The sequence below is a fragment of the Auritidibacter sp. NML100628 genome, from assembly GCF_003185985.1.
GTDB lineage: Bacteria > Actinomycetota > Actinomycetes > Actinomycetales > Micrococcaceae > Auritidibacter > Auritidibacter ignavus.
On record NZ_QHLP01000002.1, the window covers coordinates 220,322 to 242,585 of the forward strand.

At 60.0% G+C, this 22,264-nt stretch carries 20 protein-coding genes; 7 read left to right on the forward strand and 13 right to left on the reverse strand.

What is annotated here, in order from left to right; genetic code table 11:
* Nucleotides 1-71 precede the first annotated feature (71 nt).
* The gene (locus tag DCC24_RS02780; RefSeq protein ID WP_110098379.1) at nt 72-677 is read left to right on the forward strand and encodes a DUF3043 domain-containing protein; all 606 of its coding nucleotides are present in this window, start codon (nt 72-74) and stop codon (nt 675-677) included.
* Here DCC24_RS02780 and DCC24_RS02785 read toward each other — a convergent pair.
* Entirely contained in the window at nt 652-1,809 is a 1,158-nt protein-coding gene (locus DCC24_RS02785) for a quinone-dependent dihydroorotate dehydrogenase (protein WP_110098380.1), read from the reverse strand. The two genes, DCC24_RS02780 and DCC24_RS02785, sit on opposite strands and share 26 nt — an antisense overlap.
* Nucleotides 1,810-1,899: 90 nt before the next feature.
* On the opposite strand from DCC24_RS02785, the gene DCC24_RS02790 reads away from it, so the two are divergent.
* On the forward strand, nt 1,900-2,964 hold the full coding sequence (locus DCC24_RS02790) for an alpha/beta hydrolase (RefSeq protein WP_110098381.1): 1,065 nt from the start codon (nt 1,900-1,902) through the stop codon (nt 2,962-2,964).
* A 29-nt stretch (nt 2,965-2,993) separates the two neighbouring features.
* Here the strand turns inward: DCC24_RS02790 and DCC24_RS02795 are convergent, their stop codons facing one another.
* From DCC24_RS02795 to hrcA, 10 genes are all read right to left on the reverse strand, one after another.
* Nucleotides 2,994-3,782, reverse strand: coding sequence for an isoprenyl transferase (locus DCC24_RS02795; protein WP_233487867.1), 789 nt, complete (start codon nt 3,780-3,782; stop codon nt 2,994-2,996).
* A 23-nt stretch (nt 3,783-3,805) separates the two neighbouring features.
* Nucleotides 3,806-4,654 (reverse strand): DNA repair protein RecO, encoded by an 849-nt coding sequence (recO, locus tag DCC24_RS02800; RefSeq protein WP_110098383.1) that lies wholly within the window; start codon nt 4,652-4,654, stop codon nt 3,806-3,808.
* Nucleotides 4,632-6,380: a 2-isopropylmalate synthase gene (gene leuA, locus DCC24_RS02805; RefSeq protein ID WP_110098384.1), complete on the reverse strand. Its 1,749-nt coding sequence runs from the start codon at nt 6,378-6,380 to the stop codon at nt 4,632-4,634. The genes recO and leuA overlap by 23 nt, the downstream gene beginning before the upstream one ends.
* Nucleotides 6,381-6,644: 264 nt before the next feature.
* Entirely contained in the window at nt 6,645-7,673 is a 1,029-nt protein-coding gene (gene era, locus DCC24_RS02810) for a GTPase Era (protein ID WP_110098385.1), read from the reverse strand.
* An 18-nt stretch (nt 7,674-7,691) separates the two neighbouring features.
* Nucleotides 7,692-9,041, reverse strand: coding sequence for a hemolysin family protein (locus DCC24_RS02815; RefSeq protein ID WP_110098386.1), 1,350 nt, complete (start codon nt 9,039-9,041; stop codon nt 7,692-7,694).
* A 15-nt stretch (nt 9,042-9,056) separates the two neighbouring features.
* Nucleotides 9,057-9,548 carry an rRNA maturation RNase YbeY gene (gene ybeY / locus DCC24_RS02820; RefSeq protein WP_110098387.1) on the reverse strand — a complete coding sequence of 164 codons (492 nt, stop codon included), beginning with the start codon at nt 9,546-9,548 and terminating at the stop codon, nt 9,057-9,059.
* A gap of 9 nt (nt 9,549-9,557) precedes the next feature.
* On the reverse strand, nt 9,558-10,595 hold the full coding sequence (locus DCC24_RS02825; RefSeq protein WP_110098512.1) for a PhoH family protein: 1,038 nt from the start codon (nt 10,593-10,595) through the stop codon (nt 9,558-9,560).
* Between the two features lie 143 nt (nt 10,596-10,738).
* Nucleotides 10,739-11,539: a 16S rRNA (uracil(1498)-N(3))-methyltransferase gene (locus DCC24_RS02830; protein WP_110098388.1), complete on the reverse strand. Its 801-nt coding sequence runs from the start codon at nt 11,537-11,539 to the stop codon at nt 10,739-10,741.
* Between the two features lie 30 nt (nt 11,540-11,569).
* Nucleotides 11,570-12,694, reverse strand: a complete 1,125-nt coding sequence (gene dnaJ / locus DCC24_RS02835) for a molecular chaperone DnaJ (RefSeq protein ID WP_110098389.1) — start codon at nt 12,692-12,694, stop codon at nt 11,570-11,572.
* A gap of 22 nt (nt 12,695-12,716) precedes the next feature.
* Complete coding sequence (hrcA, locus tag DCC24_RS02840; protein WP_110098390.1) at nt 12,717-13,733, reverse strand: heat-inducible transcriptional repressor HrcA; 1,017 nt, start codon at nt 13,731-13,733, stop codon at nt 12,717-12,719.
* Between the two features lie 211 nt (nt 13,734-13,944).
* Here hrcA and DCC24_RS02845 point away from each other — a divergent pair, with 211 nt between their 5' ends.
* Together DCC24_RS02845 and DCC24_RS02850 are read left to right on the forward strand one after the other, a co-directional pair.
* On the forward strand, nt 13,945-14,823 hold the full coding sequence (locus DCC24_RS02845; protein ID WP_110098391.1) for a DUF3097 family protein: 879 nt from the start codon (nt 13,945-13,947) through the stop codon (nt 14,821-14,823).
* A 154-nt stretch (nt 14,824-14,977) separates the two neighbouring features.
* Entirely contained in the window at nt 14,978-15,373 is a 396-nt protein-coding gene (locus DCC24_RS02850; RefSeq protein ID WP_233242861.1) for a DUF4870 domain-containing protein, read from the forward strand.
* 4 nt (nt 15,374-15,377) lie between these two features.
* Here the strand turns inward: DCC24_RS02850 and hemW are convergent, their stop codons facing one another.
* Both hemW and lepA read right to left on the reverse strand, forming a co-directional pair.
* A complete protein-coding gene (gene hemW, locus DCC24_RS02855; protein WP_369859775.1) occupies nt 15,378-16,640 on the reverse strand; it encodes a radical SAM family heme chaperone HemW in 1,263 nt (420 codons plus the stop codon).
* 24 nt (nt 16,641-16,664) lie between these two features.
* Nucleotides 16,665-18,503 (reverse strand): translation elongation factor 4, encoded by a 1,839-nt coding sequence (gene lepA / locus DCC24_RS02860; RefSeq protein ID WP_110098515.1) that lies wholly within the window; start codon nt 18,501-18,503, stop codon nt 16,665-16,667.
* Nucleotides 18,504-18,775: 272 nt separating this feature from the next.
* Between lepA and rpsT the strand changes: the two genes are divergently transcribed.
* The 3 genes from rpsT (at nt 18,776) to DCC24_RS02875 (ending at nt 22,249) form a co-directional block, all read left to right on the forward strand.
* Nucleotides 18,776-19,042, forward strand: coding sequence for a 30S ribosomal protein S20 (gene rpsT, locus DCC24_RS02865; RefSeq protein ID WP_110098392.1), 267 nt, complete (start codon nt 18,776-18,778; stop codon nt 19,040-19,042).
* 338 nt (nt 19,043-19,380) lie between these two features.
* Nucleotides 19,381-21,018, forward strand: a complete 1,638-nt coding sequence (locus tag DCC24_RS02870) for an AbgT family transporter (RefSeq protein ID WP_110098393.1) — start codon at nt 19,381-19,383, stop codon at nt 21,016-21,018.
* 40 nt (nt 21,019-21,058) lie between these two features.
* Nucleotides 21,059-22,249 carry a M20 family metallopeptidase gene (locus tag DCC24_RS02875; RefSeq protein ID WP_110098394.1) on the forward strand — a complete coding sequence of 397 codons (1,191 nt, stop codon included), beginning with the start codon at nt 21,059-21,061 and terminating at the stop codon, nt 22,247-22,249.
* The last annotated feature ends 15 nt before the right edge of the window (nt 22,250-22,264 follow it).

Consider the following 22,264-nt stretch of genomic DNA (forward strand, 5'->3'; position numbering starts at 1 on the left):
GAACACCACAGTAGTTGTTGGTGCGGGTCGGGTGGCAGAGGGTGAGGGTGATTCCGCATAGAATAGGGGACGTGTTTGGACGTAAGAAGACTGAGAAGACTGCTGAGGTCGACGAGGTAGAGGCCACCATCGAGCCGGTGGTGGAGAAGAAGAACTCGAAGACGACCCCCGCTAAGGGTGCCCCGACCCCGAAACGTCGTGATCAGGAGGCAGCCAACCGTCGCCCGCTGATTATGGATAACCGCAAGGAGGCCAAACGGGCCCAGCGCCAGGCGGTCGCCGAAGAGCGCGCCAAAATGCGTCGTGCCATGGAGACCGGCGATGAGAAGCACATGCCCTATCGCGATAAGGGTCCCCAGCGGCGTTATGCCCGGGACTTTGTGGATGCCCGCTATGGGATTAGCGAGTGGCTGATGATCATGGTGCTGGTGTTCTTATTGCTGTCTTTTGTCCAGATTCCAGAGGTCCAGGTCTTTATTTCGGTGGGCCTGATGGTGCTGGTCGTGGTCGTGGTGGTCGAAGGCTTCTGGGTCGGCCACCAGCTGAAGAAACGTCTGACCGAGAAATTTGGGGAGCTGGAGCGCGGTGTGCGCTGGTACGGTGCCATGCGCGCGTTGCAGTTGCGCCGGTTACGCCTGCCGAAGCCCCAGGTCAAGCGTGGGGAATTCCCCCGCTAACCCGCTCGTGACGCCAAGCGCTCAGGTTATTGCGCAGATCCCGGTTGATCCGGTAGACCCACAGCGGTCCTTGATAGAGGAAGGCCGTATAGCCCTGCACTAAGTCAGCTCCGGCACGCAGGCGCTGGATAACATCCGCTCCGGTGGTCACTCCCCCGACGGACATCACGGCCAGCGAGGATCCGGTGGCATCCAGGTGGGCACGCAACAGGGTGAGCACATCCAGGGAGCGCTGGCTGAGGGGTTTGCCGGACAGTCCCCCACCGCCGTAGGACTCCACGGTGGTCGGGTCGGTGATCAGGCCCTCACGGGAGATCGTGGTGTTGGTGGCCACCAAACCGTCCAGCCCGAGTTCCCCGGCCAGGTCAGCCACCGCCAGCACATCCTCATCGGCGAGATCGGGGGCGATTTTCACCGCCAATGGCACGTGACGGCCGGTAGATTTCAGCGCCTGATCGCGCACCGCCGTCAGGATCGGACGAAGCGCTTCCACGGCCTGGAGTTGCCGGAGACCGGGGGTATTGGGGCTGGAGACGTTGACCACCAGATAGTCGGCGTGGCGAGCCAGCCGATCGGTGGACTCGCGGTAGTCTTCCACGGCGTTGTCGAGTGCGACCACTTTGGTTTTGCCAATGTTGACCCCGAGGATGGGGCGGTGGGTCCCAAACCGGCGGGTGAGTTTTTTCCGCGTTGCAGCCAGCCGGGGTTCAATAACGCGGGCCCCGGCGTTGTTGAACCCCATACGGTTGATCAGGGCCTGGTCCTGAGGTAGTCGATGCATTCGCGGTGCCGGGTTGCCGGGTTGTGGTTGGGCGGTGATGGTGCCGACTTCCACGTGCCCGAAGCCCAGGTCCATCAGCGCGGCAGTACCCCGGCCTGCTTTATCGAATCCGGCGGCCAGCCCGAAGGGCGAGGGAAACTCCAGGCCCATCACCCGCGTCCGCAGGGCCGGGTCAGCAGTAGCGAGCTTTCGGTACGCTAAAGAGAGACCAGTTGATTCCGCTGAACGGATGGCCTGAAATCCGATCCCGTGTGCTCGCTCGGGTTCCATGTTCTGGAAGACCAGCCGGAAGACCTCCGGGTAGATCCGTGGTGTGCCAGACAGGTTCCAGTCGGTGGATTCAGCGGTCATGCCATCATTGAACCATATTCTGTTTCGCCTCGTCGTGATCCTCTCCGCCTGCTCTCTGACCGCGACCTGATTCAGCCGAAGGTGTCCTGTATGTCCGAGCAACCGATTCATCCTGCACCAGATCAGCTTCCGGATTACCTCACCGATACTGCCCCGGGGGTGTGGGAACCCGACATCATGCGGGGATTTCAACGGCTATCTTTGCCCCTGGGCTATGACGACCAGGGCCCGGTCTCGGCCACCCTGGTGCGCCGTGCGCCGGCAGACGTTGACTGGAGCCTCCCGGTGCCCGGGCGTAACTGCAGCGCCGAACCAGACACGATTCCGGTGCTCTCGGTACACGGGTGGTCGGATTATTTCTTTAACGCCGATGAGGCCGAGGCCTTCGAGCAGGCCGGCTACCGGTTTTACGCCCTGGACTTGCGCAAATATGGCCGGTCGTTGCGGAGCTATCAAACCCCGGGATTCATTGACTCGCTGTCCAATTACGATGATGAGATTCGCGCCGGGCTGGCGGTGCTGGACCGGTTGCATCCGGGACAGCGGCCGGTTCTGCTCGGGCACTCCACGGGGGCGTTGACCTTATCGCTGTGGACCCAGCGACATCCGGGGCGGATCCGGGCGCTGATCATGAATTCGCCGTGGTTGGAGTTGCAGGGCAACTCGTGGGTGCGCGGCATGGCCCAGGCGGTGATGGAGCCGTTGAGTAAGATCTCGCCGAACTCGATGGTGAACCTGCCGCACACGGATAGTTACTGGCAGTCACTATCGGCCCAGGCGCACGGTGAGTGGAACCTGCACCCGCTGTGGCGGCCCCGCTACTCGTTTCGGGTGCCGCGGACCTGGCTAATCGCGGTACTGACCGGACACCGTCTGGTGGCCAGTGGTCTAGAGATTCGGGAGCCGATTTTGGTACTGACTAGTCGGGACACGAAGTTCACCATGAAGTATCAGCCCGAGGTGCAACGGGCTGACGCGGTGATTGATGTCAAGGTCACGGCCGACCGGGCCGCGCACCTGGGACGAACGATGACGCTGGTAAAAATCACCGATGCGCTCCACGATGTCTTTGCCTCAGCACCCGAGGTTCGTCGGGAGGCGCTGACCGTGGCGACCACCTGGTTGGAGTGGGCCTTGGGCTGGCCGGAAGTCTAAACGTTGCTCCGCTGGGCTTGCGGCGGTGGTTACCGGCCGGTGATCTGGTCGACGGCTACGCCGTAGCGACGATCCCGTCGGGCGTAGGTTTCGACGGCTTCCCACAGCGTACGGCGGTCCACATCGGGCCAAAGGGTGTCGGTGAAGACCATTTCGGCATAGGCAGATTGCCATAGCAAGAAATTTGAGGTGCGCTGCTCTCCGGAGGTGCGCAGAAACAAATCTACGTCGGGCACATCGGGTTCATCCAGGTGGGCGCTGATGGTGTCCTCAGTAATGTGCTGTGGCTTCAGCTTCCCGGCAGCCACCTGCGCGGCGATGGTTTTGACCGATTCGGTAATCTCGGCGCGTCCCCCGTAATTGACGCACATCATCAGCTGACAGCGGTCGTTGTCCCGGGTGAGTTCCTCGGCGGCGCGTAGCTCGTTGACCACCGAGTTCCACAGTCGCCCGTGTTGGCCGTTCCACCGGATGCGCACACCCCAGCTGTTGAGCGTGTCGCGTTGGCGACGCAAGACGTCCCGCGAAAAGCCCAAGAGGAACCGGACCTCGCTGGGAGAGCGTTTCCAGTTCTCGGTCGAGAAGGCATACACCGAGACGTATTCGATGCCCAGCTGGAGGGCACCGGCCATCACATCCAGTAGCGCAGCTTCTCCGGCCCGGTGCCCTTCGGTGCGCGGCAGTCCTCGCTGATTGGCCCAGCGACCGTTTCCATCCATCACGATCCCCACGTGGCGGGGCAACACCTTGGCAGGAAGTTGTGGCGGTTGTGCTCCCGAGGGGTGGGGTGCGGGATCCAGGTAGTCGGTACGAGTCACGGTGGACAGGGCCTTCCGATGGGTCAGAGCTCGCGCTGGTTCATGACCTGCAGCGAGTGCAGGTTTTGTTCAACATGGAATCTTAAATATTGTGCCACGATCGAGGAGGCCTCCTCGATGACACGACTGGGGTCCAGCTCGTGGGCTGTGGCATCGGCCAACGCCTGCCCGGCAGCATCCCAGTCACCGGTGGCCAGCGCGGCCAACAGGCTGATGGCCTGCCGGCTGGGTGCCAGCGCGCCCTGGGGCCGGCAGTCGAAGCACACGGTCCCACCCAGCAGGATGGAGACTTGCACGTGAGGTCCCGGCGCCCCACACGAGACACAGTCACCGAAGTGGGCACCCCATCCGGCCAGCGCCAGGGCCCGGAGCAGGTAGGAGTCCATAATCAACCGCGGCGGGTGCTGGTGTTTGGCCAGTGCGGCCATTGCCCCATAGAGCAGTCGATAGTGCTCGGCGGTCGTGGGCGTGTCCTCTGCTCGGGTGAGTCGTTCGGCAGTTTCGACCATCGCGGAGGCAGCCCCGTAGGAGTCGTAGTCGGCGGCAATGATGGCCCCGTAGGGGTGGATGGTTTGAGTTTGGGCGATGATGTCTAAGGATTTTCCGGGCACTACTTGCAGGCCGGTGTGCATAAATGGTTCCAGGCTGGACCCGAACTTCGAGGTGGTGCGCCGCACTCCGCGGGCCACGGCCCGAATCTGGCCGTGCGTGTTGCTCAGTGCGACAATAATCCGGTCGGCCTCGGCGAGTTTATAGGTGCGTAGCACGATCGCATCGCACCGGTAGCTCTGAGCAACATAGCTGGCCCCGGCACGACGCGATCGGCTACCACCGGATCCACCACGAGTCTTACTCAGCGGTGGCTTCCTCATCCCGAATGAAGCGGTTCACCGCGGAGGTGACGGCTTTCAGTGATGCGGTGGAGGTGTTGTGGTCCAAGCCCACGCCCCACAGCACGCGGTCGCCAATCGCGCATTCGACGTAGGCGGCCGCCATGGCCTCGCCACCTTCTGACAGCGCGTGTTCGGTGTAGTCCAGCACGCGCACATCCACCCCGGCGTCGTGGAAGAGCTTCACCATCGCCGAGATGGGGCCGTTGCCCTCGGTGGAACGGCTGTGGACGGTGCCATCGACCATCATCTCCACGGTCATCGAGAACTCGCCGGACTCGGTGGTCGTCGAAGAAGAGGAGACGAACTGGTAGCGGCCCCAGCGGTCGGCTTCTTCTGGGCTGGGCAGGTATTCCTTGGTGAAGACCTCCCAGATTTGGTCGCCGGAGATCTCCCCGCCCTGAGCGTCGGAGAGGTCTTGGATCACCCGGGAGAATTCGATCTGGGCCCGCCGTGGCAAGTCCAGGTGGTGCTCGGAGCGCAACAGGTAGGCCACCCCGCCCTTGCCGGACTGGGAGTTGACACGGATCACGGCCTCGTAGCTACGACCCAAGTCTTGGGGATCCACCGGCAAATAGGGCACTTCCCAGACCAGATCGTTGACGTCCACGCCCTTTTCGGCGGCGGTGGCGTCCATGGCGTCGAAGCCCTTGTTGATCGCATCCTGGTGGGAGCCGGAGAAGGCGGTAAAGACCAGGTCCCCGGCCCAGGGCGAGCGGGCGTGGACCGGCATCTGGTTGGCGTATTCGGCCACTCGGCGGATCTTGGGCATATTGGAGAAGTCGATCTCGGGGTCGATGCCCTGGGTGTAGAGGTTCATGCCCAACGTCACCAGATCGACGTTACCGGTGCGCTCGCCATTACCGAATAAGCACCCTTCAATCCGGTCGGCCCCGGCCATATACCCCAGCTCGGAGGCGGCCACCGCGGTGCCGCGGTCATTATGCGGGTGCAGGGAGAGGATGATGGAGTCGCGATGGGCCAGATTGCGGTGCATCCACTCGATGGAGTCGGCGTAGACGTTGGGGGTCGCCATCTCCACGGTGGCCGGCAGGTTGAGAATCATCTGTCGGTCTGGGGAGGCCTCCAAGACCTCCATGACGGCCTCGGAGATTTCGGCGGCGAACTCCAGCTCAGTGCCGGTGAAGGATTCCGGGGAGTATTCGTAGACAATCTCGGTGTTTTTCAGCTGGTCTTCGTATTTGCGACACAACCGCGCACCCTGGGTGGCGATATCGATAATCCCGGCCCGGTCTTCACGGAACACGACCCGGCGCTGGACGATGGAGGTGGAGTTGTACAGGTGGATGATGGCCCGGGGCGCACCTTCCACGGCTTCATAGGTGCGTTCAATCAGGTGTTCCCGAGACTGGGTGAGCACCTGGATGCTGACGTCGTCGGGGATGCGGTCTTCTTCAATCAGCTGGCGGACGAAACGGAAGTCGGTTTCAGAGGCCGAGGGGAAGCCCACCTCGATTTCCTTATACCCCATCTCGACCAACAGCTCGAACATGGCCAGTTTACGGGCCGGACCCATCGGGTCGATCAGGGCCTGGTTCCCATCGCGCAGATCCACCGCACACCAGCGGGGCGCTTTAGTGATGACCTGATCCGGCCAGGTTCGGTCCGGCAACTCCACAGTGATGTGGTCCTGGAAGGGAACGTATTTGCCGATGTTCATACCCGAGGGTTGTTGACGATTCTCCATGAGATGTTCCTGCCTTTGTGAAAGCTTTGTGTGAGTTCAATGCTGTGGCAGGCCGTGAGTCAATACTCCGTAACGGGGTCCGGCCTCAAGTGAAGTTGTTGCGTTTAGTCCATCACCTTGGCCCCGCTACGGCACGATAGTAGCAGGGTGAGAGCCGAGAGAACCGGTGAGGAACGCATACCGCAACTCTAACACGTGGTGTGTGTTCTCAGTGATGGCTGCCACGCCGGGTCAGTATCCGGGGTGGTGCCGCAGGTCGTCGTCTCAGAGGTCCTCAAAGCCGACCCGGCGCATTTGTTTGGGGTCGCGTTGCCATTCTTTGGCGACTTTGACCCGCAGGTCCAGGTACACCTTGGTGCCCAAGAGTTTTTCAATCTCGGCCCGGGCCCTCGCCCCGATTGTGCGCAGCTGGGCTGCTTTCGTGCCGATGACGATCGCTTTCTGAGAGTCACGCTCCACGTAGATGGCGGCGTATACATCGGTGATGGGTGCTTTGGTGTGGCGTCGAGACGCGCGCTGCCCGTCTCCGGCGTCGTGTTGCGCGGTGGTCTCCTCGTCGCGCTCGCGCAGGCTCATCTCCTCGACCACCACGGCCAGGGAGTGTGGGAGTTCGTCGCGGAAGTCTTCCAGGGCGGCTTCTCGGATGAGTTCAGCGACCATGACCGTGTCGGCTTCATCGGTGAGTTCATCGTCCGGGTACAGTTTCGGGGATTCGGGCACGTAGTTGGCCAGCACCGTGGCAACGGTGTCGACCTGGAAGTCCGTCAAGGCCGAGACTGGCACGAGCTCGGCGAATCCCCCGTGCTCGGCTAGCATCTCATCGCCCAGCGCCTGGACGTGAAGTAGCTTCTCCCCGAGGTGTTGTTTGGTGACTTTATCGGCTTTGGTGACCAGCGCGATCACGGGGGTGTCCTTCAGGTAGGACAGTTGGGTGACGATGAACCGGTCGCCGGGGCCGATGGCTTCATCGGCGGGCAAACACAATCCGACCGCGTCCACCCCGGCCAGGGTTTCGGCCACCAGGTCGTTGAGCTTTTCTCCCAGGAGCGTGCGGGGCCGGTGGAGGCCGGGGGTATCGACCAGGATCAGCTGGTAGTCCTCGGTGGAGATGATGCCACGGAGCACCCGCCGGGTGGTTTGGGGCTTGGAGGAGGTGATGGCCACTTTGGTGCCGACCAGCGCGTTGGTGAGGGTGGATTTTCCGGCATTGGGCCGACCCACCAGGCTGATGAACCCGGCCCGGTAGCCGGGAGTGTTGTCGGCGGGATGCTGGGGTGCGTGGTGATCGTTCATCGGTGTCCTGGGGTGTGTCTAGCTGGCCTCGGAACTGGTGGCGGATTCGGTCTCGGCGCCGGTCTCGACATCGGTCTCGGTCTCGGAAGGATCCTGGTCGGTGCCACGCCGGTCTCGTTCGGTCACCCAGACCCGGATCTGGTCGACGCGGTTGCGTCGGGGTTCGAGGCTTTCGACCTCGAGTCGAAGGTTTTCGATCTCCACCGTGGAGGATTCGATGGGGATGCGGCCGAGATGTTTGGCAAACAGACCGCGCACCGTATCCACATCGTCGTTGTCATCCATCGACAGATCAAAAGTTTCGGTGAAATCGGAGACGGACATGGACCCGGTGACCAAAAATTCCCCCGGGGCGACCGGGGTGACATCCTCGCGGTCGTCCACATCGTATTCATCGGAGATATCCCCAACGACTTCTTCAATGAGGTCTTCGAGTGTGACCACACCGGCGGTACCGCCGTATTCGTCGATGACCAGCGCCACGTGGGTGGAGTCGCGTTGCATTTCTTGTAGCAGCGACCACACGGTCTTGGATTCGGGGACGAAAGAGATACTGCGGGCAATGTGGTCAACCCTGGCAGAGGTGTCCATCTTGGTGCGGTGGATGGCCCGGACCACGTCTTTGAGGTAGACGATGCCGAGAATGTCGTCGGGAGATTCTCCGGTGAGCGGGATGCGGGAGTAACCGGAGCGGATGAACAGGCTCAGGGCATCCTCCAGGGTGGTGCCGGTCTCGATCCAGATCACGTCGATGCGGGGAACCATCACCGAGCGCACCAGCGTGTCGTCGAGCTCGACCACCGACTGAATCATGTCGGCCTCTGACGGGTCGATAATATCGGCATCTTCGGCCCGGGAGATGAACTCGCGGAAGTGACGGTCGTGAATTTCGTCGAGTTCTTCGTCCTCGGTGTCGTCATCGTCGGTAGACGCCACCACCCGACCCGGGATGGGGCCGAGGATTTGGCGCAGGGTACGTACCAGCCGGGCGGTAAGGCGCACCACGAGAGATTCGTGGCGGGAGGCTAGATCACGCGGGGTAAACAGCAGGTGCAGGCCTGCGACCATCAGCATCGCCAGGCTGGCACACAGCATGGTCAGCCACAGGTTGTCGGTGAAGAAGTCGATGAGCATGGTGACACACAGTGCGACTCCGGTTTGGAAGAAAGCCCGCCAGAATTGCAACGCGAACAGGTGCTCTTGCAGGTGGGAGACCACTATCAGCGCTGGGTTCTTTGGTCGGGTAGCGACGATGTCTTCGGCTTGCCGGTAGGAGATGTAGCCCAGGGCGATTTCAGCCAGGGAGAGCACCCAGACCAGCCCAAAGCAGGCCAGTACCAGCAGGATCAGGATCGTTATGGTCAGCATCTGGTGTGTTATCCCTTAGTCCACGGTCGGTGCCGGTGCCGGGTAACCCAGGAATGCGGTCAGCAACCGGTCTTGGAGTGTGAACATCGTCTCGCGTGCTGCGGGGTCTTGGTGGTCGTAGCCGAGCAGGTGGAGCACGCCGTGGGTGAGCAGCAGTGCCATTTCATCGGCAGTCTCGTGTCCGCCGGCGCGGGCTTGGTCGGCGGCGACGACTGGGCAGAGCACCACGTCTCCTAACACCCCATCGGTGGGTTCCTCGGCGGTGCCGGGGGTCATGCCGTCCATCGGGAAGCTCATCACGTCGGTGGGCCCGGGCAGATCCATCCAGTCCAGGTGGAGTTGTTCCATCGGACCCGGGTCCACGCAGACCACCGAGAGCTCGGTGGTCTCTGCCAGGTGCAATGCGGTAAATAGGTGCTGGATGAGATGGTAGAGACGGTCGGTGTCTACAGGGGTCTGGGACTCGTTGAGCACATCGACGTGTGGCAGGGCGTCAGCAACGGACATGGCAGACCATTACCTTCCGGATTTCCGGGCGTTGCGTGCACTGCGGGCAGGACGCGAGGCGCCGGCGGGTTGGTGAGTTTCATAGGCGTCGACGATCTGAGAAACCAGACGGTGGCGAACCACATCCTTGCTGGTTAGGCGCACGATGGCAATATCGTCGATCCCCTCCAGGTATTCCACGGCTTGGGCCAGCCCGGAGTCGGTGCCCCGGGGCAGATCGATTTGGGAGGAGTCGCCGGTGATGACCATATGAGAATTGAATCCCAGGCGGGTCAAGAACATTTTCATCTGTTCCGAGGAGGTATTTTGGGCCTCGTCGAGAATGATGAAGGCATCGTTCAGGGTGCGACCGCGCATATAGGCCAGCGGAGCGACTTCAATGGTTCCGGCAGCCATCAGGTGCGGAATGTTTTCGGGATCGACCATATCGTGCAACGCGTCGTAGAGCGGGCGCAGGTAGGGGTCGATTTTCTCGGACAGGGATCCGGGCAAATAGCCCAAGGACTCGCCAGCCTCGACCGCCGGGCGAGTGAGAATAATGCGGTTGACTTCCCGGGCCTGCAGGGCTTGGACCGCTTTGGCCATGGCCAAATAGGTTTTACCGGTGCCAGCTGGGCCGAGCCCAAAGGTCACGGTGTGCTCGTCGATGGCTCGCACATAGTCCTGTTGGTTCAGCGTCTTGGGACGGATCTGCTTCCCCCGGGAGGAAATAATCGCTTCGGTTCCCACACCGATTCGGGTACCGGAGGTGGTCGCGCCGGCGCCGAGGCCGGCCACTCCCCCGGCATGGGTCTGTGCTTGGGCGAGACCAGCCATCCGGGCCTGGTGCCGGACACCGGAGATGGTGGCTTCAATCAGCTGGGCGTCGACGGTGGTGCCACCGGCGGCGATGGAACGCAGTTCTTCGAGTACGCGGTGGGCTTGCGTCACCGCGTCGTCGGCGCCAGAGAGCACTACGGTTTGGTCACGTAGTGCGATGGTCAGCTCCGGGTAGATACCGTCCAGGACACGCAGGGCAAGGTCTTGGGGTCCCAAGCTGGCAATCATCTGCTCGGCAGAGGAGAAACTAATGGTGTTGTGGTTGGTGATCTCAGCCAAGAGTTCGGTGCACTCTCCGTCAGGGGGGTCAAGGTCGTGTTCTCAGACGTTGTGGTCAAGTCTACTCGCTTCACCGACGCGACGGTGATCCCTCACCCGGTGGCCTGGGGCGGATACCACCGGCCGAGTCGTTCATTGATCACCGCCACGGCGGCCGGGCCGGCGGTGGAGGCCCGCAGAATATGGGTCCCCAGCACGACGATGCGGGCCCCGGCATCCTGCAGTGCGGTGATTTCTGCCTGTGAGATACCACCTTCGGGGCCGACCACGATAGCGATCTCGGAGATGGCTGGCCCGTCATGGTGTGCTTGTTGCATCGCGTCGGTGAGCGCTTCACCCAGGTGCTCGGTGGCGTCTTGGTGGGTGACGAGCACCAGCCGGTGCCGGTGCTGGGCTAGCTCGGCCACGGCGGTGCCACTGACCGGATCCCTGAGCTCAGGGATCCGGTATCGGCGGGACTGTTGGGCCGCGGTGAGCAGCTGGGACTGCCATTTGGTCACGGTTTTGGCTGTCTTGTCTGCTTTCAGCCGCACGATCGAGCGTTCGGCCTGCCAGGGAATCACCGCGTCCACGCCGAGTTCGACCGCGGTGGCCACCGCCAGCAGGTCGCGGTCTGCTTTGGCCAGGGCTTGGACTAAAACCAACCGGGGTGCAGGTGCCGGTTGGTGGGTGAGTTCCTCGAGACCGACCACGGCACAGGGCCCGGAGGTCTCCACCAGTTCTCCCACTCCCCCGGTGCCGGTCCCATCGGCCACCAGCACCCGGTCTCCTGGCGTCAGTCGCAGGGATTTCACCGCGTGCCGGGTGGTTGCAGCATCCAGTTCCACCTGGTCGCCGCGGCCTGTCAGCCCCTCCAAAGCCCCGGGGGCAACATAGAACAGCTGGTGCGTCATGGCCTGCCCGCACTCACCGCCACCAGATGCTTAGTCGCGGTCACGGTTCTTTTTCTTCCGCCGGGAGAACAGGCCTTTGGATTCGGTCTGGCCGTGGACGATGTGTTCACTGCGGGCGGTGGCTAGTGCTTCCAACAGCTCGCGTTGCTTATCATCGAGCTTGGTGGGGGTCTCGACTTTCAGCGTCACCTTTAAGTCCCCGCGCCCGTTGCCACGCAACAGACCCACGCCCAGGCCCTTGAGAGTTTCGACCGAGCCGGATTGGGTGCCGGGTTTGACGCGGATCGTTTGTTCCCCGTCGAAGGTATCCAAGGTCAGCTCGGTGCCCAGGGCCGCAGCCGTCATCGGCAAGGTCATGGTGGCGGTCAGGTCAGCGCCGTCACGGGAGAACACCGGGTGGTCTCCGACTTTGATTTCCACATAGAGATCGCCCTGGGGGCCACCGGCGGGACCGGCTTCACCACGACCGGCCAGCTGAATGCGGGTGCCGGTATCGACACCGGAGGGAATCTTGATGGTCAGCGACACCCGTTCGCGAACACGGCCCTGGCCACCGCACTCGTGGCACGGGTTGGGAATGGTGTCGCCAAAGCCCCGACAGCTCGGGCAGGTTTCGGCGGTCATCACCGTACCCAGAATGGATTGAACCGGGCGACGGATTTGGCCTTGGCCGTGGCAGGTTTCGCAGGTCTGAGTGCCGGTGCCGGGTTCGGCACAGGAGCCATCGCAAACGCTACAGCGTACCGCGGTCTGTAGGTCGATGGTTTTCTCTACACCGAAGACAGCATCTTCGAGCTCGATCTTGACGTTAATCAGCGCGTCTTGGCCGCGACGGGTACGTGAGGCCGGGCCAGAACGGGCACCACCGCCACCGCCGAAGAAGGTGTCAAAGATATCGGAGAAGCCACCGAAGCCTCCTCCAAAGCCACCGGTCGCTCCGGTACCGTTGGCGTTACCGGTCATATCGTAGTTACGACGTTTGGTCTCGTCCGAAAGCACTTCGTAGGCGGCGGTGACCTGTTTGAATTCTTCGGCAGCGTCAGGTGAGGGGTTCACATCTGGGTGCAGGGTGCGTGCCTTCTTCCGGTAGGCGCGCTTAATTTCTTCTGCCGAGGCATCTTTCGATACCCCCAGAACCTCGTAGTGATCTGCCACGGTGGAGTAACTTCCTTCCAATTTACTGAGCTAAGATTTTCGACAAGTAGCGGGCGATGGCCCGTACCGCAGACATGGTACCGGGGTAGTCCATCCGGGTTGGACCCACCACACCCAACATGGAACTGCTGTTGGGGCCATAGCCGGCTGCGACGACGGAGGTCCCCGACAACGACCCCTGGTTTTCGGTACCGATCGAGACGGACAACCCCCGCACGTCTTGTTGCATTTCGGCCAGTAGCTTCAGCAACACGACCTGTTCTTCCAGTGCTTCCAACACCGGTCCGATCGAGGATCCGAAGTCCGTTTGAGACCGGGCCAAGTTGGCGGTACCGGCCAAATAGATCCGGTCGCGCTGAGTGGAGGCCAACAACAGCTGGAGCTGGTGGGATAAATCTTCGGCCAAGCGCTGTTCTGTTCCGGGCACACCGGCCAGAATGCCCGGAATCACCGAGAGCGCTTCCTGGGCAGTGAGCCCGTTGAGTTGGCGGACGAAGATGTCGCGCACCACCTGGACGTCGAGGTCATCTTCCTGATCGGCGACGGTGAACATGCGCTGTTCGATTTTCCCGGTCGAGAAAATCACCGCAACCAGTAGGCGGTGTTCGGCTAACCAGACGAGCTCGAGGTGACGAATCACCGCGGTATCGGTCTTGGGAAACTGTGCGACGGCCACTTGGTGGGTGAGCTGGGCCAGTACCTGCACGCTCCGGGTCATGACCTCATCGAGGTCTTCGGTGGTGATGTCCAAGACGGCCTGCACGGCACGTTTTTCTGCAGCCGAGAGTGGTCGAATTTCGGAGATGCGGTCAACAAAGTACCGGTACCCTTTATCGGTCGGGATCCGTCCGGCCGAGGTGTGCGGGGCAGCAATAAGCCCTTCATCTTCCAAATCGGCCATATCGTTACGCACCGTGGCCGAGGAGACGCCGAGGTCGTGACGATCCACCAGGGCTTTGGAACCGACTGGCTCCCGGGAGGCGACATAGTCTTCCACGATGGCCTGTAAGACTTTCATCCGGCGCGGCAAATCGCTCATCTCACCGTCCCTTCTGCTCAGCCTGTTGATGGTCGTGCGTATCTTCCACAAATTAGCACTGTCGGGCGCCTAGTGCTAATTCTAGTAGCCCGCTGTGGTGATGTGCAGTCTCACCGGCGGTGCTTCGCTGGCAGACAAACGCCCGGTGGTAGTCTCACCGGGAACCGAGTGGACCACGTCACTGACGACGTGCCAGCGAAAGGGAGTGCTGATGGAGTGGGATCAGTGGGGACCAGAGACTCTGGCAGCAGATCAGGCTCGGCGGGCCCGGCAGGCCGTTGTTCCCAAGGTTCCCGCTGCTAAGAATCTGGTGGTCGAGGATGCCACCACTGGTTTCACCGGAGCGATGATCCGGCTAGAACGGGTTGGTGGGATGATCGTGGTGGTCTTAGAAGATCGTCGCGGTGCGACCAAGTCTTTCCCGTTGGGCCCGGGATTTCTGATCGACGGACAACCGGTTGAGCTGGTGATGCCGACCAAGACGAAGAAACCGGCCGAGCCGGGACACCGTCATGCTCGCACTGCCTCAGGGTCTCGTCAGGCTCCGGTAACGCGGGCGAAGGTCGCCCGCGCCTCCCGGATTTGGGTGGAAGGTGTCCACGATGCCGAGCTGGTGGAGAAGATCTGGGGCGATGATCTGCGGGTTGAAGGGATTGTGGTCGAACCGCAACACGGTATTGACGAGCTGGCCGGTGCGGTCGAAGATTTTGGTCCGGCTCCGCGACGCCGTTTGGCGGTGTTGCTGGATCACCTTGTGCCCGGGTCTAAAGAGTCGGCGATTGCCGAGCAGACCATGACGCTTCCCGGGGCTCAGGGCAATGTGCTGATTGTGGGTCACCCGTATGTCGATATTTGGCAGGCGGTCAAGCCACAGGTGATTGGCCGGCAGCAGTGGCCGGTCATCCCGAAGGGCCAATCCTGGAAGGCCGGGATTCTCGAATGGTTGGGGCTACCGCACAAGGATGCAGAGGATATAGGGCTGGGATGGAAACAGATTCTGGCCCGGGTGAGCAACTACGCGGACTTGGAACCGGCATTGCTGGCCAAGGTCGAACAAATGATTGACTTTGTCACCGTGGAGCCCGCCTAGCTCTCGGACCTGATCGTGTTCTTTACACGAAATTCAGGTTGTCCTCCTATACTGATGGTTGAATTCGCCCGGATTCACCTGACGAAGGGACCGGACGTGATGGCATAAAGCTGAGACAGTAGCTGTGACAGCTCGGAGAGAAAAGGTGGAACTCGTGTCCCAGTACTCGGGAAATACTTCTGGCCCCCAGCAGAATGAGACGTCAGAGCCGAAACCGCTGACTCCCTCCGAGGACCGTCAGTGGGCCGCTGTCGCACATTTTGGTGCCATTTTGATGTTCATCCCCTCACTGGTGATCTACTTGGTCTTCCGCGAGCGTGGCCCCTTCACCGCCCAAGAATCGAAGGAAGCCCTGAACTTCACCTTGCCATTGTCGGTGGTGGCTATCGTGCTGAACGTTTTGTCCTGGTTGCCGGTGATCGGCGCGATCTTCGCTGTACTGACCGTGTTGATTTGGCTGTTTATGACCGTTTCCGGTGTGGTGGCCGGTATCGAGGTCAATAAGGGTCGCCCCTACCGCTACCCGGTCAACCTGCGCCTGATCAGCTAGTCAGCTAGATATCGGCCAGCTGGCGGGTGATGGCATCCCCCAGTAACCGTCCGTGTAGGGTCGGCACTAAGCGACCTCTCTTCACAGCGCCTGGTTCTAATAATCCCTGTCGCAGTAGCTCGGGAATCTGTTCTTGTTCTGTTGGACTCAGCTCTGAGATGGCGAGTCCTTCGGAAAGGCGGATCCCGAGCATAATATTTTCCAGGTGGCGTTCTGCCTCATCGGGTTGTTCCATCCCAACCGCGGCAGGCACCCCCGAGCTCAACCGTTGCGCATAAGCCAGCGGATGCTTGGCATTCCACCACCGGATGCCGGCTAAATGCGAGTGAGCTCCGGGGCCCGCGCCCCACCAGTCCTGATTACGCCAGTAGGCCAGATTGTGTTCTGCCCGATGCACTCCGGTGCCTTCCGGATCATGAGCCCAGTTGGAGATTTCATACCAGCGGTACCCCGCCTGGCCCAGTAGCTCCTCGGCCATCACGTATTTATCGGCCTGGTCGTCCCCGTCGGTATCGGGGTAGGTGCCACGCCGAATTTGGGCCGCCAATTTGGTGCCTTGTTCAACGATGAGTCCGTAGGCAGACAGATGTTCCGGGGCCTGCTCAATGGCGACCTCAAGGCTCTGTTGCCAATCTGCCAGGCTCTCCCCCGGTGTGCCAAAGATCAGGTCGAGGGAGACCTCCAGCCCGGCCTGTTTTGCCCAGACCACCGCCGGGGGAATATTGGCCGGGGTGTGTGACCGGTCGAGGACTTTCAGTACGTGGCCGACCGCCGACTGCATGCCCAGCGACAGCCGGGTGAATCCTCCCTCGGCCAGTTCGGCGATCGAATCCTCGGTAACGGTATCCGGATTGGCCTCGGTGGTGATTTCCGCCTGCGGTTTGATACCGAAGAGCTCCCGGGCTCGCTCAACAATCCGGACCAGGTCTGTGGCAGGCAATAGTGTCGGCGTCCCGCCTCCAAAATAGACGGTATGAATCGGCCGGTTCGGAATGCCCGAAGCATCCATCCGCTCCCGGGCCATTTCCAGTTCCTGTAAGACCGTTGTGGCGTAGGTGTCGTGGGAGGCTCCAGGCCCAAAGTCGGTGGCCGTGTAGGTGTTGAAGTCGCAGTACCCACACCGGACCGTACAAAACGGAATGTGCACGTACAACGAGAAGGTCCTGGGTGTTCCCGCTGTCAGCGACTCGGAGATGCGCTGACCGACGTCAGCGGGAAACAGCGGGGAGTCAGGAACCCGGTAGCCCTGCAGGTCGATGTGTGGCACGAGATCGTCAGGCCTCCTGGAGGCTTAGTCGCCACCGTCGGTGGACAGGGCAGCAATGAAAGCTTCCTGTGGCACTTCCACGTGGCCGACCATCTTCATCCGCTTCTTGCCTTCCTTCTGCTTCTCCAACAGCTTCCGTTTACGCGAAATATCGCCACCGTAGCACTTGGACAGCACATCTTTGCGGATAGCCCGAATGTTCTCGCGGGCAATAATCCGGGAACCAATGGCTGCCTGAATGGGCACCTCGTACTGCTGACGTGGGATGAGCTCTTTGAGCTTTCCGGTCATCTTGACCCCGTAGGCGTAGGCGTGGTCACGGTGGGTGATCGCTGAGAACGCATCGACTGTGTCGCCTTGAAGGAGCACATCCACCTTGACCAGGTCCGCTTCTTGGTCGCCATCGCGTTGCCAGTTCAACGAGGCGTAGCCCCTGGTCCGGGATTTCAGCTGGTCAAAGAAGTCGAAGACAATTTCGGCCAACGGGATCCAGTACCGGATCTCGACACGCTCTTCGGACAAGTAGTCCATACCTTGAAGCTGTCCGCGCTTACCCTGGCAGAGTTCCATGACCGCACCGATAAATTCGCTGGGCACAATCACGGTGGCTTGCGCCATGGGTTCACGCACCGACTGGATCTTGCCTTCGGGAAACTCTGAAGGGTTGGTGACATCAACTTCGGTGCCGTCTTCGGTAGTGACCTGGTAGACCACGTTGGGCGCGGTAGAAATCAAATCCAGGTTGTATTCGCGTTCCAGACGTTCGCGCACAATCTCCAGGTGGAGCAACCCCAAGAATCCGACACGGAATCCGAAACCGAGCGCCACCGAGGTTTCGGGCTCATAGTTCAGCGCAGCATCGTTGAGCTTGAGCTTATCCAGGGCATCACGCAGGTCCGGGTAATCCGAGCCATCAATGGGATACAAACCGGAGAACACCATCGGCTGAGGCTCCTCATAGCCACTAATCAGGTCCTCGGCCGGATCGTGGGCCGAGGTAATGGTGTCACCGACTTTGGATTCGCGCACATCTTTGACGCCGGTAATCAGGTACCCGACTTCACCGACCGACAATCCCTCGGCTTGGATGGCATCGGGTGAATACACACCCAGTTCCTGGAGTTCGTAGGTACTACCGGTGGCCATCATCTTGATCTTCTGGCGGGGTTGGAGTTCGCCGTCGACCATTCTCACGTAGGTAATCACACCACGGTAGCTGTCATAGACCGAGTCGAAAATCATCGCCCGGGTGGCCGCATCGTGATTGCCCTCAGGTGCGGGGGTGGACCGGACCACTTCATCGAGCAGTTCTTCCACGCCTTCACCGGTTTTACCCGAGACGCGGAGTACGTCGTCGGGTTCCACACCGATCAGGTTGGCGATCTCCACCGCGTAGCGGTCGGGATCAGCTGCCGGAAGGTCAATCTTATTGAGCACCGGGATAATGGACAGCTCGTGTTCCATCGCCAAATACAGGTTGGCTAGCGTTTGAGCTTCAATCCCTTGGGAAGCATCAACCAGCAGAATCGCCCCCTCACAGGAGGCCAGAGAGCGGGAGACTTCGTAGCTGAAGTCAACGTGCCCGGGGGTGTCGATCATGTTCAGCACGTAGTTGGTGCCTTCATAGGCCCAGGGCATGCGCACGGCTTGGGATTTGATGGTAATCCCGCGTTCGCGTTCAATGTCCATCCGGTCCAAAAACTGGTCTTTCATCTCCCGGGGAGTCACCACGCCGGTTTTCTGCAACATCCGGTCGGCCAGGGTAGATTTACCGTGGTCGATGTGGGCAACAATGCAGAAGTTTCGAATCTGCACCGGGTTGGTCGACCCAGGACGGGGCGGATCAATAGCCTGTGGCGACAAGGGCAACATCCTTCATCGATGACAATGAATAAGGTCTAATGGTCTATTGTCTCATGATTCCACCAGGGTGCCAGCCAGTGTATGTGCTCAGTGCCACCGCACACCACGAAGAATCCGCACGCTGTTGCGTGGTATGATGGTCAGCTGTGTGTCCGCGTAGGTCGACGGGCACCCTGTGTCGAGCTTTCCTAGGTGCCCCCACACCGCTCAGTCGCTCGGGATAGGAAACTCCCTCAACCGACCAATCCTCGACAGAAGTTAGGACCATTTCCGTGGCCAATATTAAGTCGCAAAAGAAGCGTATTCTCACCAACGAAAAGGCTCGTCGTCGCAACAATGCGTACAAGTCCGAGCTGAAGACTCACCTGCGCAACCTCGATGCAGCTGTTGAGTCCGGTGATAAGGAAGCCGCCTCGAAGGCTCTGGCCGTAGCCAGCCGTAAGCTGGACAAAGCCGTGAGCAAGGGTGTCATTCACAAGAACCAGGCCGCAAACCGCAAGTCCGGTGCTGCCGCCAAGGTTCAGAAGATGGACGCCTAATCTAGACGTTTGAGTCTGAACATCTGGCCGGGGACCACGCGATCGCGTGGTCCCCGGTTTTGTTTAACGCTAGTTACCGTCTGAGCTGGTAAGACGAAAGAGCGCGAGACCCTGTCGATAAAATCCGATCTGACTCATGAATCCCCCACAGAAATACATGACTTCTCGTCCCTCACATCTCAGCACCTCAACGAGATCGCTTTGAAAAAATCCGGTTGCTTTCGTTATGATTTAGTTCACATTAGTCAAGCTATCTAGACAGGCCTACGCGACACATCCAACGTTGAATCGCCGGCCCGCAAATCATCTCGTCACTCGCTCTTGAACAGAGGACCGCTATGACAACTCAACAACACGATCCGGAGCCAAAAGTAGCTTCCGCCGATAGTGTAGCTACCACGCCGAGAGACGGACGCTTGGTACGGTCACTCCAATGGCTTGAGAAGATCGGCAACTATCTGCCGCACCCGTTCTGGCTGTTTATAGCGTTAGCCGTTCTTGTCCTTGTCCTTTCGGCCGTTCTTGAAAGCGTTGGCCTCAGTGCTGTGAATCCGGCCGACGACGAGCACGTAGCTGTCCAATCGTTGCTCAACCCCGCGGGTTTTCAGCGGATGATTGAAGATGCGATAGCTAACTTTGTCGAGTTCCCGCCACTTGGCATCATCATCACGGTCATGCTTGGCGTGGCTGTCGCCGAAGGCTCGGGACTGATTAGCAGTGCAATTCGGGTCATTGTTTCTCGTGTCTCGACCAAATGGCTCACATTTACTATCGCTCTGACTGGCGTCACCGGTTCTGTGGCCTCCGACGCAATCTACGTCATTTTGATTCCTTTAGCAGCCGCCGCGTTCAAGGCCGCCGGTCGCTCCGCAGTGCTCGGCGCAATCGTTGCCTTCGGTTCAGCCTCGGCGGGATACAACTCGTCACTACTAATTACTGCAGTGGATCCCGTCCTGGCCGGTATTAGCACGAGTGCAGCTCATATTATTGACGATGAATACGTCGTGTCCCCAGTTGCCAATTACTTTTTCTCTATGGCGTCTGCCGTAGTCCTCGCCACCCTGGTCACCCTTGTTGCTGAACTCTTGCTGGTGAAAATGACTCGGCGCTTCCGTGACGAAGAAGATCGAGCAGGAGGCGCGGCGACCGCAGTACTCCAAACGGGTCGGGATACAGATGCAGATACTGCGATCGATGACGACGAATCGCTACTGACGTATACGAAGAAAGAAGTCCGTTCTCTGGGATGGACAGCACTTGCTATCGTGCTCTTCCTGGCTATCTATTTCGCTCTACTGTTCATACCAGGTTCTCCGATGCAGGCTGAAAGTGGAGATGCGCTGGACTCTCCGTTACTTACCGACATCGCGTTACCAATCGCACTGGCATTCTTCGTCGCCGGTGTCACCTATGGCCTGGTGAACGGAACTATACGCAAACTACACGATGTCCCGGACATGATGGCCAAAGCGATTAAAGAACTGGCACCCATCATTGTTATCTTCTTTGCGGCAGCACAATTCATCGCTTACTTCAGATGGTCAAACATGGGCGAGGTAATGGCCATTAACGGTGCAGAGTTCCTGTCGCAGGCCAACTTGCCGACAATCGTCCTCTTTGGCGGAGTGGTGTTATTGGTCGCGGCGCTAAACTTCTTTATCACCTCCGGATCTGCTCAATGGACACTCATGGCACCCGTTTTGGTACCTATGCTGATGCTGATCGGGATTTCTCCGGAAGTTACTCAGATGTTGTTCCGCATCGGTGACTCGCCCACCAATATCATTTCGCCGATGAGCCCGTATTTCGCCCTCGTCTTAGGGTATCTGCAACGGTACTATCCGCGTGCCGGAATCGGCACACTGATCTCCATGACCTTGCCGATCTCTATCGCGTTGCTAGTCGGCTGGTTCCTTTTCTTTATGGTCTGGTACGCCATCGGAATTCCCCTAGGCCCCGGCGTTCCCGTCCGCTAACGTTTGATTACCGCCAGCCCACAGGAAGGCTTCTCCCGCGATGCCCGCCACGACGGATGCCGTTGAGAACTACATCAACTCACACCAACAGGAATTTATCGACGACCTCAGAAGGGTTGTCACAGCGGAAACGCCCAGTAACGACAAAGCCCTGCTGGATAGTGGTCTCGAAGTGATTCGCCATACTGTGATTTCCCGTACTGGAGAACCTGACGCTGAATTCAGGAATTCGCACACCGACTACGGCGATGTCTTGGAGCTACACTGGCACGGTCGTACCGCCGAAGACCACACTGATAGCATCCAGCAAGCAGTACTGGTGCTGTGCCATTACGATACGGTGTGGCCACAGGGCACGATCGATGACTGGCCACTCAAGGCCGACGGAGACAAACTTTCTGGTCCCGGAGTCTTGGATATGAAGTTCGGGATCATACAACTCGCCTGGGCGATCAGAGCAATGAAAGCACTCGGGCAGGCGTTCCCGCCCGTCACGTTATTACTCACGGGGGACGAAGAGATCGGATCGCTCTCATCGCGGCACTTGATCGAGGACGTGGCATCGAGATCGAGACTCACTTTAGTCACCGAGCCCAGCGCCCAGGGGCATCCCAAACATGAACGCAAAGGCGTGATGTTTGCGGATGTTAGGGTATATGGGCGCCAGTCGCATGCGGGGTTGGAACCAGAAAAAGGTGCCAACGCTATCCACGCGCTCGCGACAATAATCAGCGATATCACCAGACTCGCCGATCCCGAGCAGGGTACCACCGTCAACGTGGGAGTTATCAATGGTGGCACAGGACGCAACGTCGTTGCAGGATTCGCCGAAGCTCTCGTGGATATTCGAGTGACCACGCTCGAGGAACAACAACGAATTAATCGCCAGTTACCAGCGCTAAAATTACCTGAACCTTTTGCCAGTGATGATCGGCTCTCCCTCGAGATTGAGATGGGCGCAGGCGATAGACCACCGATGACGCTCAATCCCGCTTCTGAAAGGGCGCTCTACCGTGCACTAGAAGTAGGCAAGAGGCTGGGCAGAGAACTTTCACCGAAGGCCGCCGGTGGTGCTTCTGACGCCAATTTTGTCGCCGCACGTGGCTTGGCGGTGATAGATGGTCTTGGAGCCGACGGCGAAGGACCTCACGCGTTTCACGAGCATATCTTGATCTCGTCCATCGCTCCGCAAACTGCGCTTCTCGCGGGTATTATTCAAGGCCTGGGCTAGAGACAGTTTTTGAGC

Bases quoted from the DNA above. Each gene is read 5' to 3' on its own strand.
- DCC24_RS02785 (WP_110098380.1), bottom strand. From the start codon at position 1,809: ATGACCGCTGAATCCACCGACTGGAACCTGTCTGGCACACCACGGATC.
- DCC24_RS02790 (WP_110098381.1), top strand. From the start codon at position 1,900: ATGTCCGAGCAACCGATTCATCCTGCACCAGATCAGCTTCCGGATTAC.
- recO (WP_110098383.1), bottom strand. From the start codon at position 4,654: ATGAGGAAGCCACCGCTGAGTAAGACTCGTGGTGGATCCGGTGGTAGC.
- leuA (WP_110098384.1), bottom strand. From the start codon at position 6,380: ATGGAGAATCGTCAACAACCCTCGGGTATGAACATCGGCAAATACGTT.
- era (WP_110098385.1), bottom strand. From the start codon at position 7,673: ATGAACGATCACCACGCACCCCAGCATCCCGCCGACAACACTCCCGGC.
- DCC24_RS02815 (WP_110098386.1), bottom strand. From the start codon at position 9,041: ATGCTGACCATAACGATCCTGATCCTGCTGGTACTGGCCTGCTTTGGG.
- ybeY (WP_110098387.1), bottom strand. From the start codon at position 9,548: ATGTCCGTTGCTGACGCCCTGCCACACGTCGATGTGCTCAACGAGTCC.
- DCC24_RS02825 (WP_110098512.1), bottom strand. From the start codon at position 10,595: ATGATTGCCAGCTTGGGACCCCAAGACCTTGCCCTGCGTGTCCTGGAC.
- DCC24_RS02830 (WP_110098388.1), bottom strand. From the start codon at position 11,539: ATGACGCACCAGCTGTTCTATGTTGCCCCCGGGGCTTTGGAGGGGCTG.
- hrcA (WP_110098390.1), bottom strand. From the start codon at position 13,733: ATGAGCGATTTGCCGCGCCGGATGAAAGTCTTACAGGCCATCGTGGAA.
- DCC24_RS02845 (WP_110098391.1), top strand. From the start codon at position 13,945: ATGGAGTGGGATCAGTGGGGACCAGAGACTCTGGCAGCAGATCAGGCT.
- DCC24_RS02870 (WP_110098393.1), top strand. From the start codon at position 19,381: ATGACAACTCAACAACACGATCCGGAGCCAAAAGTAGCTTCCGCCGAT.
- DCC24_RS02875 (WP_110098394.1), top strand. From the start codon at position 21,059: ATGCCCGCCACGACGGATGCCGTTGAGAACTACATCAACTCACACCAA.